We start from the raw sequence: 25,701 nt of genomic DNA, 5'->3' as shown, positions 1-25,701 counted from the left end.
GGAGAAAACCATGACCGCCATCATCAACGCCCAGCGCGAGGGCAGGACTTCGACCCGCAAGACCATCATCGGCACCGGCATCGGAAACGCCGTTGAATGGTACGACTGGGCCATCTATGCCACCTTCACCCCGTTCATCGCCAGCCAGCTGTTCAGCAAGTCCGACCCCGCCTCAGCCGTGCTGTCCACGCTGGCGATCTTCGCCGTCGGCTTCGTTGCCCGTCCTTTCGGCGGTTTCCTGTTCGGCTGGATCGGTGACCGGGTGGGCCGCAAGGCGTCCATGACGCTCGCCGTCGGCCTGGCGTCGCTGGGCAGCCTCATGATCGGTGTCGCCCCCACGTTCGCCAGCGTCGGAGCCTTCGCGTCGCTGATGCTGCTGGTGGCCCGGCTGGTCCAGGGCCTGGCCCACGGCGGCGAACTGCCGTCGTCGCAGACCTATCTCTCCGAAATGGCCCCCAGGGAACACCGCGGATTCTGGGCCACGCTGATCTACACCTCCGGGACGGTCGGGATCCTGTTCGGGACCCTGCTGGGCGCGGTGCTGAACATGGCACTGACCACCGAGGTCATGAACGCCTGGGGCTGGCGCATCCCGTTCCTGATCGGAGCCGCGATGGGCCTGTACGCACTGATCATGCGGTCCCGGCTGCACGAGACGGACGTCTTCGAGGGCGAGACCGCCACGGAGAAGCGCGCCCCGCTCTGGCCGCAGATTGTCCGGTACCGCAAGCAGGCCCTGCAGGTCATCGGCCTGACCGTGGGCCTCACCGTCATCTACTACATCTGGGGCGTCGTGGCTCCCAGCTACGCGACCACCGCCCTGAAGATCGACCGCGGCGAGGCCCTTTGGGCCGGCGTCATCGGCAACATCGTCTTCATTGCCGCGCTTCCAGTCTGGGGCAAGCTGTCCGACCGGATCGGACGCAAGAAGGTGCTGTGGGCCGGCGCGATCGGCTCAGCTGTGATGCATTTCCCGATGACGTGGCTGCTGAAGGATTCCGCCTGGCAGCTGGCCGTGAGCATGTCCGTGATGCTCATCTTCATCGCCGCGAGCGCCGCCATCGTTCCGGCAGTGTACGCCGAGCTGTTCCCCACCAGCATCCGCACCGTGGGCGTGGGCGTGCCGTACTCCATCTGCGTGGCAGTGTTCGGCGGCACGGCGCCCTACCTGCAGCAGTGGCTGGGCACCACCGTCCACATGCCGAACCTGTTCAACGTCTACGCGGTGGTGCTGCTGGCCGTCAGCGTGGCCTTCATCTTCACCATCCCCGAAACCAAGGGCAAGGACCTGGCGCACTAGCCCATCCCATCCCAACTAAGTAGCAGCAGAGGGCGTTCTGAGGGTTCAGAACGCCCTCTGCTGCTACCTACATGGGGGCTCAGCCGCCGATGTAGCGGCTCCGCCCCGCCCGGTAGCCAAACACCGCGGCCAGTGTTCCCACCGCCAGGAACAGGAGCCCCGCCGCAGTAAACGAGCCGGTGCCCTGGTGCAGCTGCCCCACCAGGAGCGTGCCGGTGGAGCCAAGCCCGTAGCCCACCCCCTGCATCATCCCGGAGAGGTGGGCTGCGGTGTGCCCGTCGCGGGTGCGGAGCATGATCATCGTCAGGGCGACGGCGGTGAGGCTTCCCTGGCCGAGCCCCAGCAGGCCCGTCCACACCCAGACCAGCTCGAGCGGGCCAAAGATGCTCAGGGCAAAGCCGCCGCCGGTCATGAGTGCCACCACGGTGTTGATCACCCGCTGGTCGCGGAACCGGGCTGCGAGTGCCGGAGCGAACAGCGAGCCCAGCATCTGCAGCACAATGGACACCGACACGATCAGCCCGGCCGTTCCGCCATCCACGCCGCGCTCGCGCAGGATAGGCGCTAGCCAGGCAAAGACGCTGAAGGACATCATTGCCTGCAGCACCATGAAGATAGTGACCTGCCAGGCCACCGCCGAGCGCCACACGTTCACGCCGTCCCGCACCGCCGTGTGCTGCCCGTGCCGCTGCCGCAGCGCCACCGGCAGGAAGAGCAGAAGAACGACGGCGGCCGGTGCCGCCCAGAACCACAGCGCCGAAGTCCACTGGCCGGTAGCGCTGAAAACGGGGTAGGTGAAGCCTGCACCCAGGGCGGCCGACGCGCAGATGGCCGTGGTGTACAGGCCGCCCATCAGGCCGAGCCGGTGCGGGAAGTCCCGCTTCACCAGCCCGGGCAACAACACGTTGCACAGCGCAATGGCGGCTCCGCAGGCAGCCGTTCCGGCGAACAGCGCCGGCAGATGCCCGGCGGCCGGGACCTCGGCGGGCCGCAGGAGCAGACCGGCGGTTAGGACCGCCATCGCCCCGAGCAGGACCCGTTCCGCGCCGAACCGGCGGGCCAGGACCGGGGCCAGCGGCGCAAACACGCCGAGCAGGGTGACCGGCACCGTGGTCAGCACCACCACCGCCCAGCCAGGCAGGCCGGCGTCCGACGTTACCTCGGGGAGTACCGCCGAAAAGCTGGAGAACACAGTGCGCAGGTTCAGCCCGATCAGCACCAGGCACAGGCCCAGGTATGCCAAAGCCCGACGGCCGGTGACGCGGGTGGGTTCAGCTGCGGGAACGTCGTCTGCCTCAGCGTCCACCAGGAAGTTCGGATTGGCGGCGTTGGGTTGCGGCGGATTGCCGTTGTGTTGGCGTGAGTTCTGGGCGTCGATCACCTGCCCATTCTTGCAGTCGCCCTGCGCGGGCCGGGCCGCCCGCGATCCATTGGCCCCGGACAGTGCCTCCCCAGATGGGTTATCCACATACGGGAACGCACGGTATCCCTGGTTCCCGCGGGGCCAATACTGTGGTCGGCACGCAGCCACTCAACCAGCCAGCCCGGCCGACTCAGGAGGGAACCATGAGCTTTCCGCAGGCACCGGAGCACGACGAGCCGCCACCGCGGAACGGCCCGGTACGCAAAGGCGCCGGCGGCCAATGGCAGGGCGGATCCGGCCCGGGCGTGGCCAGCATCATCTGTGCCGTGCTGGTGATGCCCAGCATGATGGTCACAATTGTGCCTACGATGTTCGTCGCCCTGTTCACCCGCCCGGATACCGGCAGTAACGGCAAGGAATGGATGGCCAATTTTGTCTTTCTTAGCCTGCCAGCGTTACTCGGAGTGCTCTCCATAATTTTTGGGCTCTTCGCCCTCAGACGGTCGCCACGCGGTTCCAACGGGTGGAGCACGGGTCTGGCCGGCCTCATCGTCGTGCCGCTGGAGGCCGTCATCATATTTCTGCCGGCGATTCAGCGCGGCCAGTTTGATGTCTTCTATTGAAAGGTTGGCCTGAAACCACGCCTTCATAACCGCCGGTATTCTGGAAGGGATGAGCGAATCTCCCGAACACCCGCAGCCGCCGGCAAATCCGAACCAGCCCCGGCCGGTCACGCCGGGAAGCCAGGCCTCCTACGGAACCTACGGCGGACGGCCGGTCAGCTTCGTTCGCCGCGGAACCCGGCTGCAGGGGCGACGCCAGGCGGCCTGGGAGGAGCACTCCGGCCGCTGGGCCATCGACGTGCCCCGCCACGTGGCCAACACCTCGGTCCACCCCGACTACTCGTTCGACGCCGAAGCCGAATTCGGGCGCCGGGCACCGCTGATTGTTGAGATCGGCTCGGGCCTGGGCGACGCCGTCTGCCACGCCGCGGAGGAAAACCCGGACAAGGACTTCCTTGCCGTGGAGGTCTACACTCCCGGCCTGGCCAACACCATGATCAAGATCAACAGCCGCGGCCTGACCAACGTACGCGTGGTGGAGGCGAATGCTCCTGAGGTCCTGGCCACCATGCTGCCGCCCGGCTCAGTCAGCGAACTGTGGGTCTTCTTCCCGGACCCCTGGCACAAGTCCCGGCACCACAAGCGCCGCCTGATCCAGCCCGAATTCGCCGAGCTCGCCGCGAAGGCCCTGAAGCCGGGCGGTCTCTGGCGCATCGCCACGGACTGGTCCAACTATGCCGTGCACGTCCGCGACGTCCTCGCCGGATCGGAGGCGTTCGAAAACCTTCACAATGGCGAGCGCAGCGGCCCCGAGAGTCCCCTCACCCATGTCTGGCAGACCGGCGTCGAGTCGCTGGTGGGCGGCGCGCCGGTCAAGGAGGGACGGGCGCCCGTGAGCACCGAACACACGGGACCCAACGAGGGCATCGACGAAAGAGGCGGCTGGGCCCCCCGCTTCGAGGGGCGCATCCGCACCAGCTTTGAGAACAAGGCGCACGAAGCCGGTCGGATGATTTTCGACCTCTGCTACCGCCGGATCTAGGCGCGCCGGGCCTCTGTTCCGCGGCGCCCCTCCGTGGCACGATAAGCGTGTGGCGGAGTGCCACAGCAGCTGCCGGCGCGAAGGAACGATCATCAAACGAGAACTGAGAAGCGCAGCCGGCAAGGCCGAGGACGTCACGAACTCGAAGCCCCTCGAAATGCTGGCACGCGGTGGATTTGCCGTTAGCGGTGTGCTCCACATCCTGGTTGGCCTCATTACCTTCGGGCTCGCCCGGGGCCGTGGCGGCCGCGCTGATGTGAGCGGCGCCGTTGCCGAACTTGCCAGCCAGCCGGCCGGGCCGGTGCTGCTGTGGTGCAGTTTCGCCGGATGCGTGGCACTCGCCCTGTGGCAGGCCGGTGATGCGATTTTCGACTTCGAGCGGTTGCCCTCAAAGCACAAGGCCGGCAAAAAGCTGCAGGCCGCAGCACAGGCCGCCGTGTATGCCGGGCTGGCATTCACGCTGGCCGCTTTCGCCCGCGGCGCCGGCAAGGACAACCGGGAATCAACCAGCGACTTCACGGTCAATCTGATGAAGGCGCCGGGCGGAGTCCTGCTCCTGGTGCTGATCGGTGCGGCTGTGGCTGTCGTCGGGATTATTTATGCGGTCCGCGGGTTCAGGAAGTCGTTTGAGAAGCACATCAATCCGCCGTCTTCCCCGGAGGGGCGCAAGGCCATCATCGTGCTTGGGATAGTTGGCTATGTGGCCAAGGGAGTTGCCCTGTTTGTGACGGGCTTGCTGGTGGTCATCGCCACAGTCACCGTCCACCCCGAGCAGTCGACAGGTCTCGACGGCGGGCTCCGCGCGCTGCGGGAACAGCCCTACGGAGTATACGTGCTGGCTGCGGTGGGCGCCGGGCTCATCTGCTACGGGGCCTTCACGGTGGTGCGGGCGCGGCTGGCCAGGATGTGAGTCCCCGGGGATTCAAGCACCAGCACCGTTCACGTGCCCGGCACGGCAATGACGGCAATGGTCTGCTGCCGGTCGTTCCGCACCTCAACGCTGGCGATGCTCGTGTACTGCAGCGGGGTGGCGCTGGTGACCCGGACCCTTCCGCTCGGCGTCGCCATCCACGCACAGGCCCTGTCCTCAACTCCGGCGCGGTCCTTCACCCACAGTGAAAGCCGTCCGTTCTGGGGCAGGCTTCGGCCGTCGACGGCCAGTTCGGTGCCCCAGGTTTTCTTAACCATTCCCACCGTGACCTGCATGCCGGTGTCGGCCTTGACCGAGTAGCTGGCGTCGGGTTTATCGGCGGGATCAAAGAGCGGCGCCGCCGCAAATCCCAGGGCCAGGCAGGCCGCCGCCACCACGCCCACAAGGGCCGTCAGCCGCCGTCGGGAATTACGACGGCGGGCAGCCAGTTCGTCCAGAACGGGCTGAGGGACGGGGGCCAGGTCGGGTGAAGCGGGGTCCGCTCCGGGCCGGCGGGCCGCCGGAACGGCGAGCGCCACGGCGTCCGGGACGGGCAGGGAATCCAGCAGGCCCGGCAGCGATTCCAGGTCCGACAGTTCAGTGCGGCACGTGCCGCACTGCTTGAGGTGGTCCTCGAAGCGCAGCCTGTCCGCGTCGTCGAGCCCTCCCAGCAGGTATGCCCCCAGCAACTCATGGACTTCCTTGCCGTTCACCGTTCCACACCCATTTCATCGAGTATTGTCCGCAGGGCCTTCACCGCGTAGAAGGCCCTGGATTTCACCGTTCCGCTCGGAATGTTCAACTGCACCGCCGCCTCGCCTACCGTGAACCGCCGGTAGTGCAGGGCCACCAGCACATCACGGTGCTCCGAACTCAGCCGCAGGAGCGCTTCCTCCATCAGTACCCTGTTCAGAAGATCGTCAACCCGGCCGGTGGCCTCCTCCGGGTCCGCGATGTCGCGGTCTTCGGTTTCCTCCGGCCGCCGTTGGGCTTTCCGGTAGTTGTCGATCATGATGTTGCGGGCAGTCCGGAACAGGTAGCTGCGCATGCTGCCCGTTATATGTGGCGCCTGCTGCCAGACGCGAAGCACTGTTTCCTGCACGATGTCGTCGGCCAGGTGCGGGTCGCGGGAGGCACTGAGTACGAACCGGCGGAGCGCCGTTCCGTGCTCGCGGTAGATCGCTGCAACCAAATCCTCATCCAGCGGCACCTTCGGCCTCCCTGCAATGACCTATGAAGCCGGATCCGAGGGCCGGCCTTCCTGGCAAATACGACGTCGGGACCCGGCGATAAGTTCAATTCCGGTCAGCGTCGGATCCTTTGAACCATTCTTCACCTTTGTGCGTCATTCCAAATAGCGCCGGTCTCCCAGTCTGCCGGCCCGAGCCAAGGAGCAGCACATGAAGAAGCAACTGAGCGTTGGCCTCGCAGTTATGGCCCTTGCCGCCTCACTGACGGCCTGTGGCGGCGGATCCGGCACAACCACCACCACTACGGCGGCGGCCCCGGCCAGCGAGTCACCGGCCACCACCGCCAGCGCATCGGCCACGGCAAGCGCCAGCGAAATGGCCAACGTGGACCTCAAGACCGCGTCGTCCAGCAAGGGTGACATCGTGGTGGACGGCAAGGGCATGAGCGTCTACTACTTCACGAAGGACGTCAAGGACTCGGGCAAGAGCAACTGCCTGGGTGACTGCCTTGTGAAGTGGCCGCCGGTGATTGCTGCCACGGACACCCCCAAGGTCGAGGGTGTAACGGGGAAAGTGGGCACCATTGATACGCCCGACGGCAAGAAGCAGGTGACGGTCAACGGCATGCCCGTCTACCTGTGGGAGAAGGACAAGGCGCCAGGCGACATCACCGGCCAGGGCGTCGGCAACGTTTGGTACCTCGTGGCACCCGACGGGACCATGATCAAGTAAAGCCTGCAGGTTTGGGCCGGCGCCTCTCCGGAGGTGCCGGCACTACCATCGGAGCCGGTGCAGGGACCACCCGAACCTGCGGCCCATCGCCAACACCCTCCTGGCATGGGCCGCAGCCCATCCGGGGTGGCAATCCAGGTGCGCAAATGTGACACTCCGCCTTGAGGCGCCTATTGGGGAGCGCCTCAAGGCGGTCAAGGTCCGTGCGGGCAATTTCTTCGACCGCAAGGTCCGGCTCAGCTGAAGCAACGCGGGGTCACGTACAGCCCATTCCGTACTGGCTATTGGGCTGTAAGTGACCCCGCGTTGCTTTAGGGTACGGGAGCTAGCCGGTGACGCTGAGGCTTACCAGGGTGGCGCCGTCGCCTTCGGCCAGCAGCCCGACGGCGGTGCTGGACTCCGTGGGGAAGATCTGGTCCGTGAGGGTCGCCAGCCCGTCCTGAGCGAAAACCTCCACGGAGCAGCGGTCCAGGAAGATCCTGAGCCGCAGCAGGCCGCTGCCGTCCAGGGAAACGGGCACCCGCTCGACGGACGGGAAGTCGGCGTGGAACCCGACGTTTCCGGACATGCTGCGGTCCAGGCTGAGCTCGCCGGACAGGCCGGACGAAGCGGACAGGCCGGACGAAGCGGACAGGGATGAGTAGGCCAGCACGGTCCGCTCCCGCACGCCGTCAGCCTCGCCGGCACGCAGCACCAGCCCGACCTTGCCTGACGGACCGGGCCGGAATGCGGCGTCGATGCGCAGCACATCCCCGGAGGCCTCCGCGGGCAGCCACTTCACGCCGTCCGCCAGCTGTTCCGGGCCCGCCGTGAACAGCTCCGTACCTGAAACCTCGAACGGGTCAACGGCCGACTGGACCAGCACAGGTTGCCCTTCGCGGGTCTCCAGCCGGACCTCGCGGACCAGGGACATGGCGCTGCGCCAGCCCTGCGACGGGGTGCTGGCCGCGTATTGCCAGTTGTTCATCCAGCCGATCATGAGGCGGCGACCGTCCGGTGCGTTGCTGAACGAGACGGCGGCGTAGTAGTCCCGGCCCCAGTCGAGCCACCCGTAGTCCGGCATCCGGCTGTCGTCCGTTTGCATGCCCTCGGTGACGGTGGTTTCGGAACGGAACGTCACGCCGTCGAACGTTCCCAGGAAGTACTGGCCCGCCGAGCCGCCCGCGATCCCGCCGGGGCTCAGGTTCACCACAAGGACCCACCGGGTATTCCCGGGATCGCCGTCCACGGGCAGTTCGAACAGGTCCGGGCATTCCCAGACCCCGCCCGTGGCGTTGGCGGGACCGAAGGTGCTCAAATACTCCCAGGACTTGAGGTCGGCGGACTTGTAGAGCACCACCTCATGCCGGACGGCCTCGACGGCGGCCATCACCCAGTAGCTGCCGGCCTCGCCGTCGTACCAGAAGACCTTGGGGTCGCGGAAGTCCGCGGAGGCCCGGTCCAGCACCGGGTTACCCTCGTACTTGGTCCAGGTGGCGCCGTCGTCGGTGCTGTAGGCAAGTGACTGCGCCTGCCTCCCGGCAAGCGGCGACGCCGGGGAGTAGGCACTGGTGTAGACGGCCACCAGCGGCGGCACCCCCCCGACGCCGAACCCGCTGGTGTTGCGGACATCCACCACTGCTGATCCGGAGAAGATGGCCTCCTGCCCGTCGCACGGGATGGCCACGGGCTGCTCGTCCCAGTTCAGCAGGTCCGGCGAGGTAGCGTGGCCCCAGGACATGTTGCCCCACACGTCAGCGAAGGGGTTGTGCTGGTAGAAGAGATGGTAGACCCCGTTGGAGTACACCAGCCCGTTCGGGTCATTCAGCCAGTTGCGCCCGGCGGCGTAGTGCCATTCGGGCCTGTAACGGCAGTCAAGCGCGGGCGTTGCATTCAGGGAAGTCATGGTTCGCTTTCGAACTAGAAAGTGGGGCTGGGTCAGCCTTTGACACCGCTGGAGGCGATGCTGTTGATGAAGGAGCGCTGGAACGCGATGAAGAGGACCACCACGGGAACCGTGATCAGCGAGGCGTAGGCCATGACTTCACCCCAGGAGACGTTCAGCTGGAAGAAGTACTGGATGCCGATCATCACCGGGCGCAGCTCCTCGGACTGGACCACCATGAGCGGCCACAGGTAGGAGTTCCAGGCGGGCAGGAATGTCAGGATGGCCACCGTGGCCGTCGCGGGACCGGCGAGCGGCATGACCACCTGGCGATAGATCTTGAACCAGCCGGCACCGTCGATCCGGGCTGCCTCGTCCAGTTCCTTGGGGATGGACTCGAAATACTGGTGGTACAGGTAGATGGAGAACGCGTTGGCGATGAACGGGATGATCTGCACCTGGTAGGTGTCCAGCCAGCCTTTGGACATCTCCAGGCTGAAGCCGTTGAGTTCGAAGTACGGCAGCTGGTTCACCCACCACACCAGCGGCAGCGCGAGGGTCTGGAACGGCACGATGAGCGTGGCGAGAATGGCGGTGAAGACCACCTTCTTGCCGCGGACCTGCATACGGGACAGCGCGAAGGCGCACAGACTGTTGACGAAGATTCCCAGCACCACTGTCACGGCGGACACACCCACAGAGTTGATGAGGAAGCGCGCGGCCGGAACCCGGTCAAAGACGGCAGTGTAGTTGTCCAGCGAGATGTTGCCGATGGGCAGGAAGGCCGCAACGGAGGACATGTCACCGAAGATCTGCTGGTCCGGCTTGAGCGAAGACACGAGCATGAACACGATGGGGAAGGCGGCGACGGCGGCGAACAGGATGCGCACGGCCATGGCGCCGATCGAATTGAGGCGGAGCACGTTTTTCACGTCAGTCCTTCTCTCGGGTCAGGTAGCGCTGGACCGCGGAGATCAGCAGTACCAGGACGAAGAATACGAGCGAGATGGCGGAAGCGTAAGAGGTCTCCTGCTGCTTGAAGCCGGAGCGGACCGCCTCGTAGATGATGGTGGTGGTCGAGTCGAGCGGGCCGCCCTGGGTCATGACGCTCACCTGGTCGAAGAGGCCAAGGGCCTGGATGGTGATTGTCACCAGGACGAGGGTGCGCGTGTGCTTCAGGCCCGGCCAGGTCACGTACCGGAACTGGTGCCAGCGGCTGGCGCCGTCCAGCTGCGCCGCCTCGTACAGCTCGCCGGAGATGCTCTGCAGCCCGGCCAGCCAGATGATCATGTGGAAGCCGGCGGCCTGCCAGATGGACAGCGCGATGATGGCCGGCATGGCGGTGGCGGGGTCGTTCAGCCAGTCCGCGCCCGGAATGAGGCCGAAGCTGAACGTGGACAGCAGCTCGTTGATCAGCCCGTCCTTGCGGTACATGAAGAGCCAGAGCAGCGACACCACCACCATGGACGTGACCACGGGGAGGAAGTAAACGGTGCGGAAGAAGTTCACGCCGCGGAACTTCTTGTTGATCAGCAGCGCCATGGCCAGGGCGAGGCCGGACTGCACAGGCACCACCACCACGGCGAAGTAGCTGACGTTCAGCAGCGCCCGCCAGAATGTGGGGTCGGTGAAGAGCCGGGCGAAGTTGTCCATCCCGACGAACTCCACCGGCCGCGGGGAGATGAGGCGGGCATTCGTGAAGGCCAGGCCGAAGCCAAGGATCGCCGGCAGGAACACGAAGGCGAGCAGGAGGACTGCTGCCGGCGCGATCATCCCCCAGCCGCTGAGCTGTTCGCGCAGGTGGCGGGGGCGTTTGCGGCGGGCTGCCGCAGGGGTGGTTCCGCCCGGCGCCGGAACGGCGGGGCGGCGGGAGGGAAGCTGGGTGGTTGTCATGGGAGTCTCCGTTGACAGTCAGTGCCGGGTGGAGGACGACGGCGGCAGTTGCCGCCCGCCGTCGTCCCCGTCCGGTGGCTGGCTAGTTCTTGTAGCCGCCGTTGGACTTGATGTTGGCGTCAATCGCCTTGACCGCCTTGTCCAGGACGGTCTTGGGCTCCGCGCCGGCCAGGATGTCCTGGACCGCCTTGCCGTACTCGGTGGCGATGAACGGGTACGCAGGCGTTTCCGGGCGCATGACGGCCTGCTGGCGGGAAAGTTCCATGAACACCCGGTTTTCGCCGCCCTCGGCGAACGCGGGGAGCAGGGCCGCGGCCTCATCGGTGGCCGGGATGGTTCCGGTGGCCTTGGCCACGGCGGCGACGTTCTCCGGCTTCAGCGAGTAGGAGAGGTAGTCCATGGCGGCCTCGGAGTTCTTGCAGCCGCTGGTCACGCCCCATTGCCACGAGGCGCCGCCGATCTTCGGGCCGTTGCCGAGGTCCACGGAAGGCATGACCACCAGGTCCTTGCCGAGCGCCTTGCGGGCCTTGTCCGCAGCCCAGGAGCCGGTGTAGACGATGCCGCTCTTGTTGTTCAGGAAGTCCTGGGTGGAATCCTTGCCGCTCTTCTTGGCCATGAAACCCTGGTCGGCAAGTCCGCGGAACCATCCGGCCCATTCGACGGCCTTGTCTCCGTTGAGGGCACCGTCCGCCGACTGGAAGCCGTCGCGGTTGACGAGGTCTCCGCCAAAGGACTGGAGCAGCGGCGAGTAGGCGTAGGGCAGCCACTCGCCGGTGCCGGCGGTCCCCATGTCGAGGGGGTACTGCCACTTGCCCAGGGCCTTGAGCTTGGTCAGCGCGTCCTGGAATTCCTCCTTGGTCCACGGCTTTTCAACGGTGGCCGCGCGGACCCCGGCTGCCTTGAGGTCAGAAGCGCGGCCGAACATGGCGAGGGCGACGTCGTAGTAACCCACCGCATACGTCTCGCCCTCCCACTTGGCGACCGTGCTGGGGAGGTTCTTGGACAGATCCGCCGAAAGCTTCAGCGGCGTCAGGTACTTGGCCCAGGCCCAGTTGGGCACGTTGGGCCCGTCGATGTCCACGATGCACGGCAGCTTCCCGGCAGCGGCGGCCGAAACCACGGAGTCGTTGTAGGACTCCTGCGGGAATGCCTGTACCTTGATCTGGGCTTTCGCGGCGCCGCTCTTGTTGTAGGAGTCCACGACGGACTTGATGGCGGCGAGCTCATCAGGGTTGCCCGCGTTGTGGGTCCACATGGTGATCTCGTTGCCGCCCTCGGACGTGGCGGACGCGCTGCCCTTCCCGCAGGCAGCGAGGCTGCCCATGAGCGCAGCCGCGGCTATGCTGGTGGCCAGGATCCGGGTGAATCGCTTGTTCATGAAGGTCCAGTCTTTCTGCTGATTTTGCGCGTGGATGATTGGCCCCGGGTCCGGAAGGGGCGCGGCCGCTGCAACGGCTGCGTCCCTTTTCAGGCGGACGCCGGGTGGATTGCTGGTGATTTGTTTTGGGATGCGGTCAGGCCCGGGGCGGCCCTACAGAGCCCCGCTCGATCAGGGGACATTCGAGCCGCACCTGTTCCGCCGGCGTGCCCGGATTCTCAATGTCGTCAAGAACCCGGTTGACCGCCCACCGACCCATGCCGTAGTGCGGCAGGGCCACGGTGGTCAGGCCCGGCCACAGCGAGCCCGCAATGAGCTCGAGATTGTCGATGCCCACGATCGAAACGTCGTCCGGGATGTTCAGCCCCAGTGCCGTTGCCGCCTGGTACGCGCCCATGGCCACCCTGTCGCTGAAGCAGAACAGGGCTGTTGGCGGGTCGGGCTGGCTGAGCAGCGCCAGCGCGGCTTCTCTGCCCCCCGAGGTCTCCGGCTCGACAATGACGAGGTGCCTTGGATCGTGCTGGATGCCGTGGCGGCGCAGGGCGTTGTGAAATCCTTCCAGCCGGCCGTGCGTTGCGGGAATGTCGTCCACGTTGTTGATCATGCCGATCCGCGTGTGGCCTGCCCTGATGAGGGCTTCGACCGCAGTTTCGGCGGCATCGACCTCGTCCGGGACGATGGACGACACCGTGGGGTCCCCGGTGACGGCGTCCAGCAACACCGTGGGGATCCCGGCGAGCGCCGGCGGCAGTTCGACTCCCTGGTGGTACAGCCGGGCGTACACCACGCCGTCCACCTGGTGCTGCTGAAGCATGGTGATTTCGCGGTGTTCGAGCTCGCTGTCCAGGCCCGAGTTCACCACCATGACCACGTAGCCCCGTTCGTAGGCCGCGTCCTGCGCTCCGCGGATCATGGCCCCGGCGAATGGCGTGGTAGTGATCTCGTCGCTGACCAGGCCGAGGATCTGGGAGCGCTGGTTGCGCAGCCCGCTGGCGAGCCGGTTGGGAGCGTAGCCAAGGTTCCTGGCCACGTCCCGGACGTGCTGCTGGGTTTCCGCTTTGACCCGGGAGCTGGTGGCGTCATTGAGTGCGTGGGACACAGTGGTCACGGAGACTCCGGCGGCCTTGGCCACTTCGCGTATCCCTACTCGCGTCGTCATCGACTTCCTTTGCAAAACGTTTTGGTTCGGTGTGACTCAGAATACACAAAACGTTTTGCATGTGTCAACCGTCACTCCCAGCCGCACCCTAAGCCCGCAAGCTCGGCCAGGGAACCCTGCGGGCGTGGGCGCAATGTTCAATAACCGGACATGGGTCCGGCCCGGCGCTGCCCTTTCGGGCGGCACCGGGCCGGAGATCCTGTGAAAGCTGCTCGGTTACCGTCCCGTGGTGAAGCTCCAGGAGAGGCCGCTGAGCGGGTTCCCGCCGGCATCCTTGATGCTGGTGGAAATGGTGGCCGTGTACTTCGTGTTAGCCGCCAGCGTCACGTTCGGGTTCAGCGTTGCCACGTGGCTGGTGGCGTTGTAGCTGACGGCGTAGCTCACCAGGGCGCCGGTGGCGGCGTTACGAAGGGCAAACGTTCCGTTGGCTACGCCGGTCACGTTCTCACTGATGGTTGCAGTGACGTTGGCGGTGCGGCTGACGGCCGTGGCGTTCGTGGCCGGGGACTTGGCCGTCACAACCGGCCGCGGTCCCGTGGTGAATGCCCAGGAGTTGGCGGCGATCGGGTTGCCGGCGATGTCCGTGATGCCCGCGGTCAGTGTTGCCGTGTGCTTCCGGTCAGCCGCCAGCGTTGCATTCGGGTTCAGGGTGGCAACCCGGGTGGTGGCATTCCACGTGACCGGAGCGGCAAGGACCGCTCCCGCGGAGTTCTTCAGGGTGAAGGATGCCGTTCCCAGGCCTGCAATCGGCTCGCTGAAGGTAGCCGTGACGTTGGCCGTCTGGCTTGCCATCATGGAGTTGATGGCCGGCGCCTTGGCGGTCACCACGGGACCCACGGTGTCGACAGTGAAAGCCAGTGAACCGGCGGACCGTGTTTCGACGCCGCCCGGGCTGACTTCGCCGGCAGTGACTGTGTGCCGCCCGTTGGCAAGCGGCCGGTTCGATGTGATCGAGTAGCTGCCGTTCGCGCCCACGGACGCCGAACCGCTGGCTACCCCGTCAATGTAGAGGTTGACGCTCGCGGCGTCCGGCAATGCGACGGCACCGGTGAAGGTCGGCGTGGTGGTGCGGGTGATGTTGTCCGTGTTGAAGCGGCCCGTGTCGCTGGCGGCCGTCAGGTCAGGTGTGCTCGGTCCCTTGGCCAGGGGCGCCGTGCACGGTGCGGCCGGGCCGCCGATCGCCGCGTACTCGAAGATCGTGACTTCGTTCCCGACGGCGGCGTTGCGTCCCAGCCACATGCCCCGGCTTTCGGCGGTGGTGGGTGATGTTGCGCGGTCCGCGTCGGACACGCCGTCCGCACCAACGCCGCCGAGGCCCGTCCAGGTGGCGGTCCAGGTGGTGAGGCCCGGTCCGTCGTACACAACGGTGCCGTCCTCGCCCGAACCCGGGGCACCGGCACGCAGCGTGCGCCGCCCGTTCAGCGCGAACGACTGGTTGCCTGCCACGACCCTGGCTTCCAGCTGGTCCGCCGGGAGCTGCCCGCCGCCGGGCGCAGCAGCGGTGCCCTTCATGACGACGGTGCTGGCGTTGAGCTTGGTGGCCGGCTGCGTGACGATGACGTTCCCGACGAACGTCTGGTCGCCGACGTCGGGCGCTGTCAGGACACGGATCACGTCACCGGAGCGGATGTCCGGAGTGGTGCCTTCCCAGCATCCTCCGCCCGGGTGGTTGACTTCAACGATGCCGGCCGCGGGCACCAGGTTGGACGCAGTGCCGATGACTGCGCCGCCGCGAAGCACCTGGATTGTGGGACGGTCACTGGCCGCGTACCCCTCGGCGGAGACCATGTCCCGTTCCGGGAAAACAGTGATGATGTGCGTACCCGGGTCACTGATGACGGCGAAAGCCGGAACAGCCGCCGTCGGAACGGCCAGCGCCACCAGCGCGCCAGCCGTGATGGCAGCTGCGAGGCGTGGACGGTTTCTTGCAGATTTCATGGAAAGCTCCCCTCAAAGGCCCCAGACTTCACCCGGCTGAGACCCAGCGAGGTGATCCTCTTCAGGTCCATGATCTGAAGAGGATGCCAGTATCTGGACGCCACCCTGCGGAAACCTTGATCTTCGGGCGGCCCGCCCCCTCAACGGGGTTGCTGCAAGGGGGGCAGCCGGCACAGGGAAATACCGGCTGCCCCGCGCGGCTCTATGCCTCCACGAGGTCCTCGTCGAGGTCTCCGTCCAGCTCTTCAAACTCGACGGCGGCAACGATTTCCTTGGTATCGGGGTTGAGCATGAAGGCCTCGTCGTCGTCCTCGATCATGAGGAAGTCGCCGTGGTCGGTGCTGAAGCGCCACGCGAGCACCGTCTCGCCGTTGTGGTCGTAGTTCGGATCGCCCATGGTGATTTTCTGCAGCTCGTACCCGGCGATGTCACACAACTCGCGGATGATGACCTCGAATTCCGGGGCGTTCTCCAGGGCCTCTTCCTCGGCTTCGGCGCGCCGCTGTTCGAGGTCCGGCAGCGCAGCCACGCGCTGGGCGATGTGTGCGGTGAGCTCGTCGTCGTCGAGGACCAGCAGGCCTTCCTGTCCGCGCAGCCACGCCGCGTTGAGGGCCACGATGTCTTCCGTTTCCAGGAGCGATTCGAATTCGGCGTCGAGGTCCTCCATGGCCTGCACGCGTTCCGGGAGTTCGCCGTCCTCCTCAGCGTCGGCCTCGCCGTCCAGGTACACGTCCGCTTCCTCCTCCGACAGGGAGTCGAATGCCTCCACGGTGCGGTCGAAGAGGTCAACATGCCCGGCGGCGCCCATGGCTTCCAGGCCCTCGCGGATGTAGGCGTCAAGCTCCTCACGGTCCGGGGCGGTGAAGACGTACTGCGCAAAGCCGCCGCCCAGGGACTGCGTCAGGTAGAAGTCCACGAAGTAGCTGCGCAGGGCGTTGGGCGCGATCTCCCCCGGGCCGAGGAGCTCCTGGTACATGGCGTTCACCACGGCAACGTTGGAATCAACTGTCTCTGCATCCCTGCCGCTGTCGCCGCCTGCGGCGCCATCGACGGTCAGGACAACGGGGTATTCGCTGGAGGTCATGGAAAATCCTTACTGCAGAAAGCCGGTGATGCTCAGGACCCTCCAAACGTACGCGGCGCCGGCGGCCCGCCGGTTTAGGGCGAAGTGAACGTCAGGCGAAGTTTGCGCCGCAGCTCCCGCAGGGACAAAACGGGACAAACCAGGACAAAAACCGAAGAGCCCGACGGCGGGCGGCGGCAAATTTGAGGGCCCCTCCCGCCCGACTAAGATGGATCAGATAACCTGCAGATTTTCGACCTGCCGAAAGTAGCGCGCACCCATGCCTTCCCAACCGGACGACAGTGCGGCACTGGCAATCCAGACCCCCGCGATCAACGACCGCTCCCTCGCGGCCGGGCTCGCCTATGCCATGGGCGGCCGCGTCTCCGGGATCTCGTTCGACTCCGCCACCGGACTGATGCTCGGCAAGGTCCGCGGCGGCTCAGAGGTGCCATACTCCACCACGGCCAAGCTGGTCCGCAAGGGCGGCGGCTGGAGCTGCACGGTGGGCGTCTGCAGCTGCCCGGTCCGCAAGGACTGCAAGCACGTGGCCGCGCTCCTGTTCGCGGCCGAAGACAACCCGGCCGTGCGGGTGCAGCTGCTGTCCCCGGCTGACGTCTCACGGCTGTCGCGGGAAAGGTCTGTGCCCGCGCTCTCGGACTGGGAGCAGGCGCTCGGCCCCCTGATTTCGCAGGCCGGCCCTGCCCAGCAAAACGGCGGCACTCCGCTGGCCCTGCAGTTCGAGGTGGAGGAACCGGCCCCGCACTTCTCCTACACAGGCCGCCGTGATCCGCTCCGCAGCGTCCGTCAGCTCAAGGCCCGCCCGGTGATCATGGGCGCCAAGGGCAAGTGGATCCGCGGTGACGTCTCGTGGAACACGCTGAGCTACCTGAGCTTCAAGCGTGAGTGCAACCAGGCCCATGTGGAGTGGATGCAGACCTTCCTCGCCGCGCACACCGCGGGCGCGAACCGCGCATACTCGTCGTCGTCTCTTTGGCTGGGGCTGAACACCTTCGCCGGCAAAAATCTGTGGGGCCTGCTGGAGGAAGCCCGGCAGCTCGGCGTCGCGCTGGTGCATAGCCGCGGCCAGGAACCCGTGAAGGTGGCGGCGGAGCCTGCGGCGGTGGGCCTCAACCTTGGCCGCTACGGAAGTGACACCCAGGACGGGGGCCTGGAGCTCGCATCCACCATCACGGTGGACGGCACCGAGGTTGATCCGGCGTCGGTAGGCACCATCGGCCGCCCCGCCCACGGCATTTTCCTCACCTCCAGCGGGGACGCACTGCCGGGGGTCGCCGCGGACGAGACCATTACCCTGGCCCCGCTGGAGAGCGGACTGAGCGAGGAACTGCTGGCCTTCGTCACGGCGGGCAGTACGCTGCACATCCCGGCACGGGATGAAGGCCGCTTCCTCACCGGGTTCTACCCCAAGCTCAAGCAGACCGCGCGTGTGACGGCGGCGGACGAGTCCGTCGAGCTGCCCGAGCTCGCGGTCCCGACGCTCTCGCTGCTGGCCAACTACGGCACCGACCACCGCGTGCGCCTCCACTGGGAGTGGCACTACAAGTCCGGCACCATCGTCACCGCCCAGCCGCTCTGGCGACATCCCGGCGATCACGGCTACCGTGACGATCCGGCCGAGGCCCGGATCCTGGAGGCTGTGGGCCAGCCGTGGGACGCGGTGCCCAAGCTGGGTGAGTCAGCCACCGGCGGCTGGGGCACGCCGCGGCTTGCGGCCACGGCGGAGCTGAGCGGGCTGGACACCCTGGCTTTCACGGAGGACGTGCTCCCTCAGCTGCGGAACACGCCCGGCGTGGACGTGGACACCTCGGGCGACATCGCGGACTACCGGGAGGCCGAAGAGGCGCCGGTGGTGGCGATTTCCACCAAGGCCACTGACCAGCGCGACTGGTTCGACCTTGGCATCGTGATCACCCTTGAGGGCCAGCCGGTGTCCTTCGCGGCCCTCTTCTCCGCCCTCGCAGCAGGTCAGACGCGGATGCTCCTGCCCAGCGGCGCGTACTTCTCCCTCGATCTGCCGGAGCTGCACCAGCTGCGGGCCCTGATCGACGAGGCCCGCAGCCTCCAGGACAACCCCGGCGACAAGGACGCCCCGCTGCAGATCAGCCGCTTCCAGGCCGGCCTGTGGGATGAACTTGCCCAGCTGGGGATCGTGGACGAGCAGGCGTCCGCCTGGCGCGAGGCGGTGGGCGGGCTGCTGAAGGACGGAGTCCAGGGTCTGCCGCTGCCGGCCACCCTCAACGCCGAGCTGCGCCCGTACCAGCTGGAGGGCTACAACTGGCTGAGCTTCCTGTACCGGCACAGCCTCGGCGGCGTGCTCGCCGACGATATGGGCCTGGGAAAGACCGTGCAGGCGCTGGCCCTGATGTGCGCGGCCAAGGAACACGCCGCGTCTTCTGTGGACGCTAAGGGAACGGACGGTACAACAGCGGACGACGGCGGCACGCCCTTTTTGGTGGTGGCGCCCACCAGCGTCGTGGGCAACTGGGAGGCCGAGGCCGCCCGCTTCGCGCCTGGCCTTACGGTCCGTGCCGTCGGCGAGACGTTTGCCAAGAGCGGCGCCGATCCCGCCGAGGCCATGGCCGGGGCGGACATCGTCATCACGTCCTACGCGCTGTTCCGGATCGACTACGAGTCCTACGCGGGACGGCGCTGGGCCGGGCTGGTGCTGGACGAGGCCCAGTTCGTCAAGAACCACCAGTCCAAGGCCTACCAGTGCGCCCGCAAGCTTCCGGCGGCGTTCAAACTGGCCATCACCGGCACTCCGCTGGAGAACAACCTCATGGAGTTCTGGGCCCTGACGTCCATCGTGGCACCCGGGCTGTTCGCCAGCCCTTCGCGGTTCGCGGAGTATTACCAGAAGCCGGTGGAGAAGAACGGCGACCGGGGGCAGCTGGACAAGCTCCGGCGTCGGGTCCGTCCGCTCATGATGCGCCGCACCAAGGAGCAGGTCATCAAGGACCTGCCACCCAAGCAGGAACAGGTCCTTGAAGTGGTGCTCAACCCCCGGCACCAGAAGGTCTACCAGACCCATCTGCAGCGCGAGCGGCAAAAGATCCTGGGCCTCATCGAGGACGTGAACAAGAACCGCTTCACCATCTTCCAGTCGCTGACGCTGCTGCGTCAGCTCAGCCTGGACGCCTCGCTGGTGGATGAGTCCCTGTCCGGCGTGCGCTCCAGCAAGCTGGACGTGCTGTTCGAGCAGCTGGAGGACCTCGTTGCCGAGGGCCACCGCGCCCTCATTTTCAGCCAGTTCACCGGCTTCCTCGGCAAGGTCCGCGAGCGGCTCGTCGAGGAGAACATCGAGTTCTGCTACCTCGACGGCGGCACGCGGAACCGTTCCGACGTCGTCAATGAGTTCAAGAACGGCACGGCACCGGTGTTCCTGATCAGCCTCAAGGCCGGCGGTTTTGGCCTCAACCTGACCGAGGCAGACTACGTGTTCCTGCTCGACCCGTGGTGGAACCCGGCGTCAGAGGCGCAGGCGGTGGACCGCACGCACCGCATCGGCCAGGCCAGGAATGTCATGGTGTACCGGCTGGTGGCCAAGGACACCATCGAGGAGAAGGTCATGGCGCTCAAGGCCAAGAAGTCGCAGCTGTTCGCCGACGTGATGGAGGGTGATGCCCTCTCGGGCGGTGCGCTCACAGCGGAGGACCTGGCGGGGCTCTTCAACGACTGACGGACACTGCGGGGCCATATTCCCGGGCAGCGGGCCGTCCTGCATCGCTGCGGCCGGGGCGGGCCGAAGCCCGAAGGTGCTCCGTTTGCTGAACCACCTTCCCAGGGCCTTGCCCTTGCCCTTCCACCAGCTGTCCTCATCCGTATCGGTGCGCCACCGGTAGATCAGCACCACCAGCACAAACATCCCGGCTGTGACGTTCGGCCACACGCCCGAGGCAGCGTCGAGCAGTGCCCTCAGCGCCGTGGCCAGGATCGCCGGCGGGGCCAGGGTACGGAAGACGGTGTTCGCCAGGTACCGCCGGTGGGAGCGTGGCACGGAGAGCAGGCGCACCATGTCGGAACAGGCGCACACCACCACTACGGCCTGACCGAGCGTGAGCAGAATGGAGCCCGGCAGGGACCCGGCGAACTGTATGGCTGACGCCAGCCCGGAACTCATGGCCTGCACCGTTCCATGTTCGTTTCCTCCATCGCATTCCCTTGCACGGCTACATGTGACCAGTCAACGGCGCGGGGGTCCGGTAAGTCACGGGGGTCGACTACCCGTCTTTCCCGCCCGCACTACCCGTGCTCCCGCTGCTGTACGTACCCCGGCCGGAAGCAACCATGCGGGAACTCTGATCGCGGCCGGCAGACACTACCATTGGCCCTATGGGTGCCCACGACAGTCCGCCCGTCCGTGCCGGCGGTGCTCCCCCTCCCGAAGGGATGACGCTGGGACGGCTTTTGGCACTTCTGGGGGAAGGCGTCTCTGCCGAGGCCCTGGAAACTCACTTGGCAGCCATGCAGGCGGAGAGCCTGCTCGATCCGCCGACGGCAATAGCGGCCCGCAGCCTCAATGCCAGGCTCCGTGAGGCCAGCCGGCGGGAGGGCCTGCTGCGCGTCCTGTACGACACCGCCACGGACCTCACCGGCATTCGGGATGTGGAAGCCGTCCTGAAGGCCATTGTCCGCAGAACCCGCTCGCTCATCGGCAGCGACATCGCCTATCTGAGCCTGAACGACTACGACTCCGGAGAGTCGTACATCCGGGTGACCGACGGTGCCGCCACGGCACAGTTCCGGAACATCCGTATGCCACTGGGCGAGGGTGTCCTTGGTGCGGTAGCCACCGGTGAAGCCCCCTCGCAATCCGCGGACTACCTGAGTGACCAGACCAAGTCACACCTTGAGTCGAGTGACGCGGCGGTCGCGGCAGAAGGCGTCAAGGCCATCATGGGCGTCCCTTTGCGGGCTGAGGGCAAGGTGATCGGCGCGCTCCTTGTTGCGGACCGGCATGCGCACAACTTCAGCAGCGACGACGTCGCCCTCATGGAATCAATCGGCACCCACGCCGCCGTCGCGCTCGAGAACGCCCGTCACTTCACCGAAATGGCCGATGCCCTGGCCCGGCTGGATCAGGCTCAGCGGCAAAATCTTGCTCATGTGAAGGCGTTGGAGGAGCTTTCCTCCCTCGATCAGCGGCTGATGGAGACCCTGGCGTCCGCCAACAGCCTGCCCAACCTCATGCTGCTTTTGGCCGAGTCGATGGACAGCGAGGTGTTCGTGGTTTCGCCCATGGGCGAGACCGTTGCAGGGCTGGGCGCGAATCCGGACTTCGGCCATCCGGCTGCGTTGAGCGCCGCGGAGCTCTCCGCCTCGAGGACGCTGCCCGTGCCTTTCACGGTCAAGGGCCGGCAGTACACCGTGATGTCCGCGGTCGCCGGCGACCAGCACCTGGCCTCGCTGATCGTTGCCGGTCACATCAGCCAGGACCGGCTTGCAGTGCTCGAGCGAAGCGCCCTGGTCCTCAGTGCGGCGCTGCTCTTTGAAAGGACCTTCCAGGACGCGCAGTACCGATTGCAGCTGGAACTCATCGACGAGCTCCTGAATCCGCGGTCTGAGGACACGGAAGCGCTGAAGCGGCGGGCCGGGAGATTCGGCCTCGCGGACAGCACCCCGCTGGTGGTCCGGGTGGTGGGCGTCCGGGAGGACCAGCGGCAAAGGGCCCTCGCAGTATTGAAGCGGCATGCCCAGGACCGTCCCGGGATCACCGCCCTTCACGAATCGCATTTGTGCGTCATCGAGCCGCCCGCACCACGCGGCGGCAGTCCGGGTGCTGACCGCGGCACCGACAACGGGCAGTTGATCGTCGCTGCCCTGAAGCACCAGCGCATCGACGCCAGCGTTGGATCGTCACAGCCGGTGACAGGATTTTCCCGGCTGGCAGGGGCCCACGCCGAGGCCGATGCCGTGCTGCGCGCGCTGCAGGCGCTGTCACGGAACGGCGAGGCCGCCGACCGGGCAGCCCTCGGCACGGCCGGGATGCTGCTGGGCGCCATGGACAGCCCATTCGCCGCCCAACTGCTGGCCGCCCAACTCGGACCCCTGCTGGACTACGACAGCCGCCGCGGAACGCAGCTGGTCCTGACCGCCTGGACCTTCCTGGAGAACGACGCGTCCGGCACGGCGGCTGCGGAGGCCCTGCACGTTCATCCCAACACGCTCCGCCAGCGGCTGGAGCGCATCGACACTGTCCTCGGCGCCAGCTGGCGCAGGGGCGGCCGGTCCCTGGACATCCACGTGGCCCTGCGGCTCTGGCGCCTGCAATCCGCCGGTATCGGCGGCCAGTTACGCTGAGCCCGCCCGCGCCGATGTGGTCCTGACGCACATGTTCCTACTGCCAATATGGCAGAAACATCCATAGGCCGCCTCACATGGCTCTGGAACGATGAGATCTGCGGCACCTATCAGGTAGCCCGAGATCCCCATCTTTAGGAGTCAGTCACAATGTCGTGTGCGCATGCAGCGGGCATCCGTCCCGCAACCTTCGGCGTCCTGCGCTTGCCGCGGAACATCGTCGTCGGCGCCCAGCAGCGTTTTGCCATCGCCGATATCGCAGCAGAGCTTGGCGACAGCGTCCTCATCTGCACGGACCCCCGGCTTGCAGCCTCGGACGAACTGCAGGCCCTGGTCACAAGCCTGGAGAACCGGAAGCTGTCCGTCCGGGTCTTCGGAGAAACCCAGGCCGAGCTGCCCACCCCGGGCATCATTGCCTGCGTCGAAGAGCTCAAGGGACAGGACATCGACGTCGTCATCGGCTTCGGCGGCGGCAGCTGCATGGACATGGCCAAAGTGGTCTCGGTGCTTCTGACCCACGGCGGCCAGCCCAGCGACTACTACGGCGAGTTCGCCGTTCCCGGTCCTGTCAAGCCCGTCATCGCACTGCCCACCACGGCGGGCACGGGGTCCGAAGCGACAGCCATCGCCGTGGTTTCCGACCCCGCACTCGGCATGAAGATGGGCATCTCAAGCCCCCACATCATCCCCTTCGCCTCGGTGTGCGACCCCGAACTGACCTACACCTGCCCGCCGCCGCTGACGGCGGCCACCGGCGCGGACACCTTCGTGCACCTGGTCGAGTCGTTCACCGCCATCACCCGGGAACCAACCCGCACTCTCGCCAACGAGCGCGTGTTCGTGGGCAAGAACGTCCTGACGGACTCCCTGGCACTGGACGGGATCCGGCTCCTGGGCCGGAGCCTGGCCACCGCCTACAAGGACCAGGGCAACACCGAGGCCCGCGCCGACATGATGCTGGCCGCACTCTACGGCGGCATTGTGCTCAGCAACGCCGGAACGGCGGCGGCGCATGCCATCCAGTACCCCGTCGGCGCACTGACCCACACTCCGCACGGCGTCGGCGTCGGCCTGCTGCTTCCTTACGTCGTCCGCCACAACTTCAGCGCCATTGAACCGCAGCTGGCACAAATTGCCGACGCGCTGGGACGCGACATCAAGGGCCTGGGCGTACGCAGCGCTGCGATCGCCGGCGTCGAGGCCATCGACGAAGTCATCGCCACCATCGAACTGCCCGCGACGCTACAGGACCTCGGCGTACAGGAGCGGGACCTCGGCGAGATCGCCAGGCTGTCGCTGAACTCCAAGCGGCTCATCGACAACAACCCGGTACCGCTCGACCTTGAGTCCGTCACGTCCATCGTGCAGGCCGCTTACGCCGGCGACCGCACCATCCGCTAAATCACTTCGCTGACGCATCAACACTTGATCAAAACCTGAGGATCACCCATGACACTTCTCTCCGCACAGGAACCGCTCGACATCGATGAGCTGGCGATCCCCCGCCAGCTGCTCATCGCCGGAAACTGGCAGGACGCCGCCGGCGGCGGCACCGTCGCCGTCGTCAATCCCTCCGACGGGACCGCGATCACCGCCATCGCGGACGCCGACATCGAGGACGGCCTGGCCGCCGTCGACGCCGCCGCCGCGGCGTTCCCGGAGTGGGCCGCCACACCGCCACGGCGCCGCGCCGAGATCCTCAGCCGCTGCTTCGAGCTGATGACCGAACGCAGGGAACAGCTTGCCCACCTCATCTCCCTTGAGAACGGCAAGGCACTGCCGGACGCGCGCGGCGAAGTGGCGTACGCGGCAGAATTTTTCCGCTGGTACGCGGAAGAGGCCGTACGGATCATCGGCGACGTTTCCATCTCACCGTCCGGCGCGAACCGCATCCTGGTCCAGCACCAGCCGATCGGCGTCTGCGTACTGATCACGCCGTGGAACTTCCCCGCCGCGATGGCCACCCGCAAGCTGGCGCCGGCGCTTGCCGCCGGCTGCACCGCCGTGCTCAAGCCGGCCACCCTCACGCCCCTGACATCGCTGGCGATCGCCCAGCTGATGGTCGACGCGGGCGTCCCGGCCGGCGTCGTCAACGTGGTCACCACGAGCAAGACGAGCGATGTCATGACGCCGATCCTGGCCGACCCCCGCGTCCGGAAGCTGTCGTTCACCGGTTCCACCGGCGTCGGACGCCATCTGTTGCGGCAGGCCGCGGACAACGTCCTCAAGTGCTCCATGGAACTCGGCGGCAACGCGCCGTTCGTGGTTTTCGATGACGCGGACCTGGACAAGGCAATCGACGGCGTCATGATCGCCAAGATGCGCAACGGCGGCCAGGCCTGCACCGCAGCCAACAGGATCTACGTCCAGCGCGGGATCCAGGCGGAGTTCGCCAGCCGCCTGGCGGCCCGCATGGCCGGCCTGACGGTCGGGCCCGGTACAGATCCAACCACCGAAGTGGGCCCGCTGGTTGATGAGGCAAGTGTCCTGAAGGTCGATGCCCTGGTGCGCGATGCCCTCGACCAAGGTGCGCGGCTGCTCACCGGCGGGCAGCTACCGGAAGGGGAAGGCTACTTCTACCCGCCCACCGTGGTGACCAACGTGCCACTCCACGCGCGCATGGTGAGCGAGGAGATCTTCGGGCCCGTGGCATCGGTCATCGGCTTCGACACCGAGGATGAAGTCGTCGCGGCCGCCAACGACTCCGAGTACGGCCTCGCGGCGTATGTCTTCACCGAGGACCTGCGCCGGGGGCTACGGGTATCCGAACGCATAGAAAGCGGAATGGTGGCCCTCAACCGCGGGCTCGTCTCGGACCCGGCAGCGCCGTTCGGCGGCGTCAAGCAAAGCGGTCTGGGACGCGAAGGCGCCCACCAGGGCCTCCTGGACTTCACGGAAACCAAGTACATCGCCCTTGACTGGTGAACCCGGTTCACTCCCACCAGATCATCCCCCACATCCTTATTTGACCTTCGAAAGAGA

Annotated in this window: 20 protein-coding genes; 10 read left to right on the top strand and 10 right to left on the bottom strand. The window is 66.6% G+C overall.

Annotation, left to right across the window (positions count from 1 at the left end; all coding sequences use genetic code 11):
* The first annotated feature begins 10 nt into the window (after positions 1 to 10).
* Positions 11 to 1,300, top strand: a complete 1,290-nt coding sequence (locus AC57BR_RS16790) for an MFS transporter (protein WP_496362541.1) — start codon at positions 11 to 13, stop codon at positions 1,298 to 1,300.
* 79 nt (positions 1,301 to 1,379) lie between these two features.
* Here the strand turns inward: AC57BR_RS16790 and AC57BR_RS16785 are convergent, their stop codons facing one another.
* Entirely contained in the window at positions 1,380 to 2,678 is a 1,299-nt protein-coding gene (locus AC57BR_RS16785) for an MFS transporter (protein ID WP_496363337.1), read from the bottom strand.
* Between the two features lie 188 nt (positions 2,679 to 2,866).
* Here AC57BR_RS16785 and AC57BR_RS16780 point away from each other — a divergent pair, with 188 nt between their 5' ends.
* From AC57BR_RS16780 to AC57BR_RS16770, 3 genes are all read left to right on the top strand, one after another.
* A complete protein-coding gene (locus tag AC57BR_RS16780; protein ID WP_496362539.1) occupies positions 2,867 to 3,286 on the top strand; it encodes a hypothetical protein in 420 nt (139 codons plus the stop codon).
* Positions 3,287 to 3,335: 49 nt separating this feature from the next.
* Complete coding sequence (gene trmB, locus AC57BR_RS16775; RefSeq protein WP_496362538.1) at positions 3,336 to 4,268, top strand: tRNA (guanosine(46)-N7)-methyltransferase TrmB; 933 nt, start codon at positions 3,336 to 3,338, stop codon at positions 4,266 to 4,268.
* A gap of 103 nt (positions 4,269 to 4,371) precedes the next feature.
* Positions 4,372 to 5,178, top strand: a complete 807-nt coding sequence (locus tag AC57BR_RS16770) for a DUF1206 domain-containing protein (RefSeq protein ID WP_496363335.1) — start codon at positions 4,372 to 4,374, stop codon at positions 5,176 to 5,178.
* Positions 5,179 to 5,207: 29 nt separating this feature from the next.
* Here the strand turns inward: AC57BR_RS16770 and AC57BR_RS16765 are convergent, their stop codons facing one another.
* Both AC57BR_RS16765 and AC57BR_RS16760 read right to left on the bottom strand, forming a co-directional pair.
* Positions 5,208 to 5,891 carry a zf-HC2 domain-containing protein gene (locus AC57BR_RS16765; RefSeq protein WP_496362537.1) on the bottom strand — a complete coding sequence of 228 codons (684 nt, stop codon included), beginning with the start codon at positions 5,889 to 5,891 and terminating at the stop codon, positions 5,208 to 5,210.
* The gene (locus AC57BR_RS16760; RefSeq protein ID WP_496362536.1) at positions 5,888 to 6,388 is read right to left on the bottom strand and encodes a sigma-70 family RNA polymerase sigma factor; all 501 of its coding nucleotides are present in this window, start codon (positions 6,386 to 6,388) and stop codon (positions 5,888 to 5,890) included. Before AC57BR_RS16760 ends, AC57BR_RS16765 begins: the two co-directional genes overlap by 4 nt.
* 190 nt (positions 6,389 to 6,578) lie before the next feature.
* Here AC57BR_RS16760 and AC57BR_RS16755 point away from each other — a divergent pair, with 190 nt between their 5' ends.
* The gene (locus AC57BR_RS16755; protein WP_496362535.1) at positions 6,579 to 7,100 is read left to right on the top strand and encodes a COG4315 family predicted lipoprotein; all 522 of its coding nucleotides are present in this window, start codon (positions 6,579 to 6,581) and stop codon (positions 7,098 to 7,100) included.
* A 325-nt stretch (positions 7,101 to 7,425) separates the two neighbouring features.
* Here the strand turns inward: AC57BR_RS16755 and AC57BR_RS16750 are convergent, their stop codons facing one another.
* The 7 genes from AC57BR_RS16750 to AC57BR_RS16720 form a co-directional block, all read right to left on the bottom strand.
* Positions 7,426 to 8,985 (bottom strand): glycoside hydrolase family 32 protein, encoded by a 1,560-nt coding sequence (locus tag AC57BR_RS16750; RefSeq protein WP_496362534.1) that lies wholly within the window; start codon positions 8,983 to 8,985, stop codon positions 7,426 to 7,428.
* Between the two features lie 32 nt (positions 8,986 to 9,017).
* Positions 9,018 to 9,896, bottom strand: coding sequence for a carbohydrate ABC transporter permease (locus AC57BR_RS16745; RefSeq protein WP_496362533.1), 879 nt, complete (start codon positions 9,894 to 9,896; stop codon positions 9,018 to 9,020).
* Between the two features lies 1 nt (position 9,897).
* The gene (locus AC57BR_RS16740) at positions 9,898 to 10,857 is read right to left on the bottom strand and encodes a carbohydrate ABC transporter permease (RefSeq protein ID WP_003803122.1); all 960 of its coding nucleotides are present in this window, start codon (positions 10,855 to 10,857) and stop codon (positions 9,898 to 9,900) included.
* Between the two features lie 82 nt (positions 10,858 to 10,939).
* Positions 10,940 to 12,235, bottom strand: a complete 1,296-nt coding sequence (locus tag AC57BR_RS16735) for a sugar ABC transporter substrate-binding protein (RefSeq protein WP_496362531.1) — start codon at positions 12,233 to 12,235, stop codon at positions 10,940 to 10,942.
* A gap of 136 nt (positions 12,236 to 12,371) precedes the next feature.
* Positions 12,372 to 13,394: a LacI family DNA-binding transcriptional regulator gene (locus tag AC57BR_RS16730; RefSeq protein ID WP_496362529.1), complete on the bottom strand. Its 1,023-nt coding sequence runs from the start codon at positions 13,392 to 13,394 to the stop codon at positions 12,372 to 12,374.
* Positions 13,395 to 13,610: 216 nt separating this feature from the next.
* On the bottom strand, positions 13,611 to 15,332 hold the full coding sequence (locus AC57BR_RS16725; protein WP_496362527.1) for an Ig-like domain-containing protein: 1,722 nt from the start codon (positions 15,330 to 15,332) through the stop codon (positions 13,611 to 13,613).
* 202 nt (positions 15,333 to 15,534) lie between these two features.
* A complete protein-coding gene (locus tag AC57BR_RS16720) occupies positions 15,535 to 16,416 on the bottom strand; it encodes a DMP19 family protein (RefSeq protein ID WP_496362525.1) in 882 nt (293 codons plus the stop codon).
* Positions 16,417 to 16,675: 259 nt separating this feature from the next.
* On the opposite strand from AC57BR_RS16720, the gene AC57BR_RS16715 reads away from it, so the two are divergent.
* The 5 genes from AC57BR_RS16715 to AC57BR_RS16695 all read left to right on the top strand — a co-directional run bounded on the left by AC57BR_RS16715 (position 16,676) and on the right by AC57BR_RS16695 (position 25,644).
* The gene (locus AC57BR_RS16715; protein WP_496362523.1) at positions 16,676 to 20,098 is read left to right on the top strand and encodes a DEAD/DEAH box helicase; all 3,423 of its coding nucleotides are present in this window, start codon (positions 16,676 to 16,678) and stop codon (positions 20,096 to 20,098) included.
* Between the two features lie 193 nt (positions 20,099 to 20,291).
* The gene (locus AC57BR_RS16710; RefSeq protein WP_496362521.1) at positions 20,292 to 20,468 is read left to right on the top strand and encodes a hypothetical protein; all 177 of its coding nucleotides are present in this window, start codon (positions 20,292 to 20,294) and stop codon (positions 20,466 to 20,468) included.
* Positions 20,469 to 20,751: 283 nt separating this feature from the next.
* Positions 20,752 to 22,719 (top strand): helix-turn-helix domain-containing protein, encoded by a 1,968-nt coding sequence (locus AC57BR_RS16705; protein WP_496362519.1) that lies wholly within the window; start codon positions 20,752 to 20,754, stop codon positions 22,717 to 22,719.
* Between the two features lie 150 nt (positions 22,720 to 22,869).
* Positions 22,870 to 24,120, top strand: a complete 1,251-nt coding sequence (locus AC57BR_RS16700; RefSeq protein ID WP_496362517.1) for an iron-containing alcohol dehydrogenase — start codon at positions 22,870 to 22,872, stop codon at positions 24,118 to 24,120.
* A gap of 48 nt (positions 24,121 to 24,168) precedes the next feature.
* The gene (locus AC57BR_RS16695; RefSeq protein WP_496362515.1) at positions 24,169 to 25,644 is read left to right on the top strand and encodes an NAD-dependent succinate-semialdehyde dehydrogenase; all 1,476 of its coding nucleotides are present in this window, start codon (positions 24,169 to 24,171) and stop codon (positions 25,642 to 25,644) included.
* The last annotated feature ends 57 nt before the right edge of the window (positions 25,645 to 25,701 follow it).

This window comes from Arthrobacter sp. BGA-UO-ETr-C19, assembly GCF_059568005.1.
Note: the sequence above shows the minus strand (reverse complement) of the source record. Positions and strands in the feature narration are given on the sequence as shown.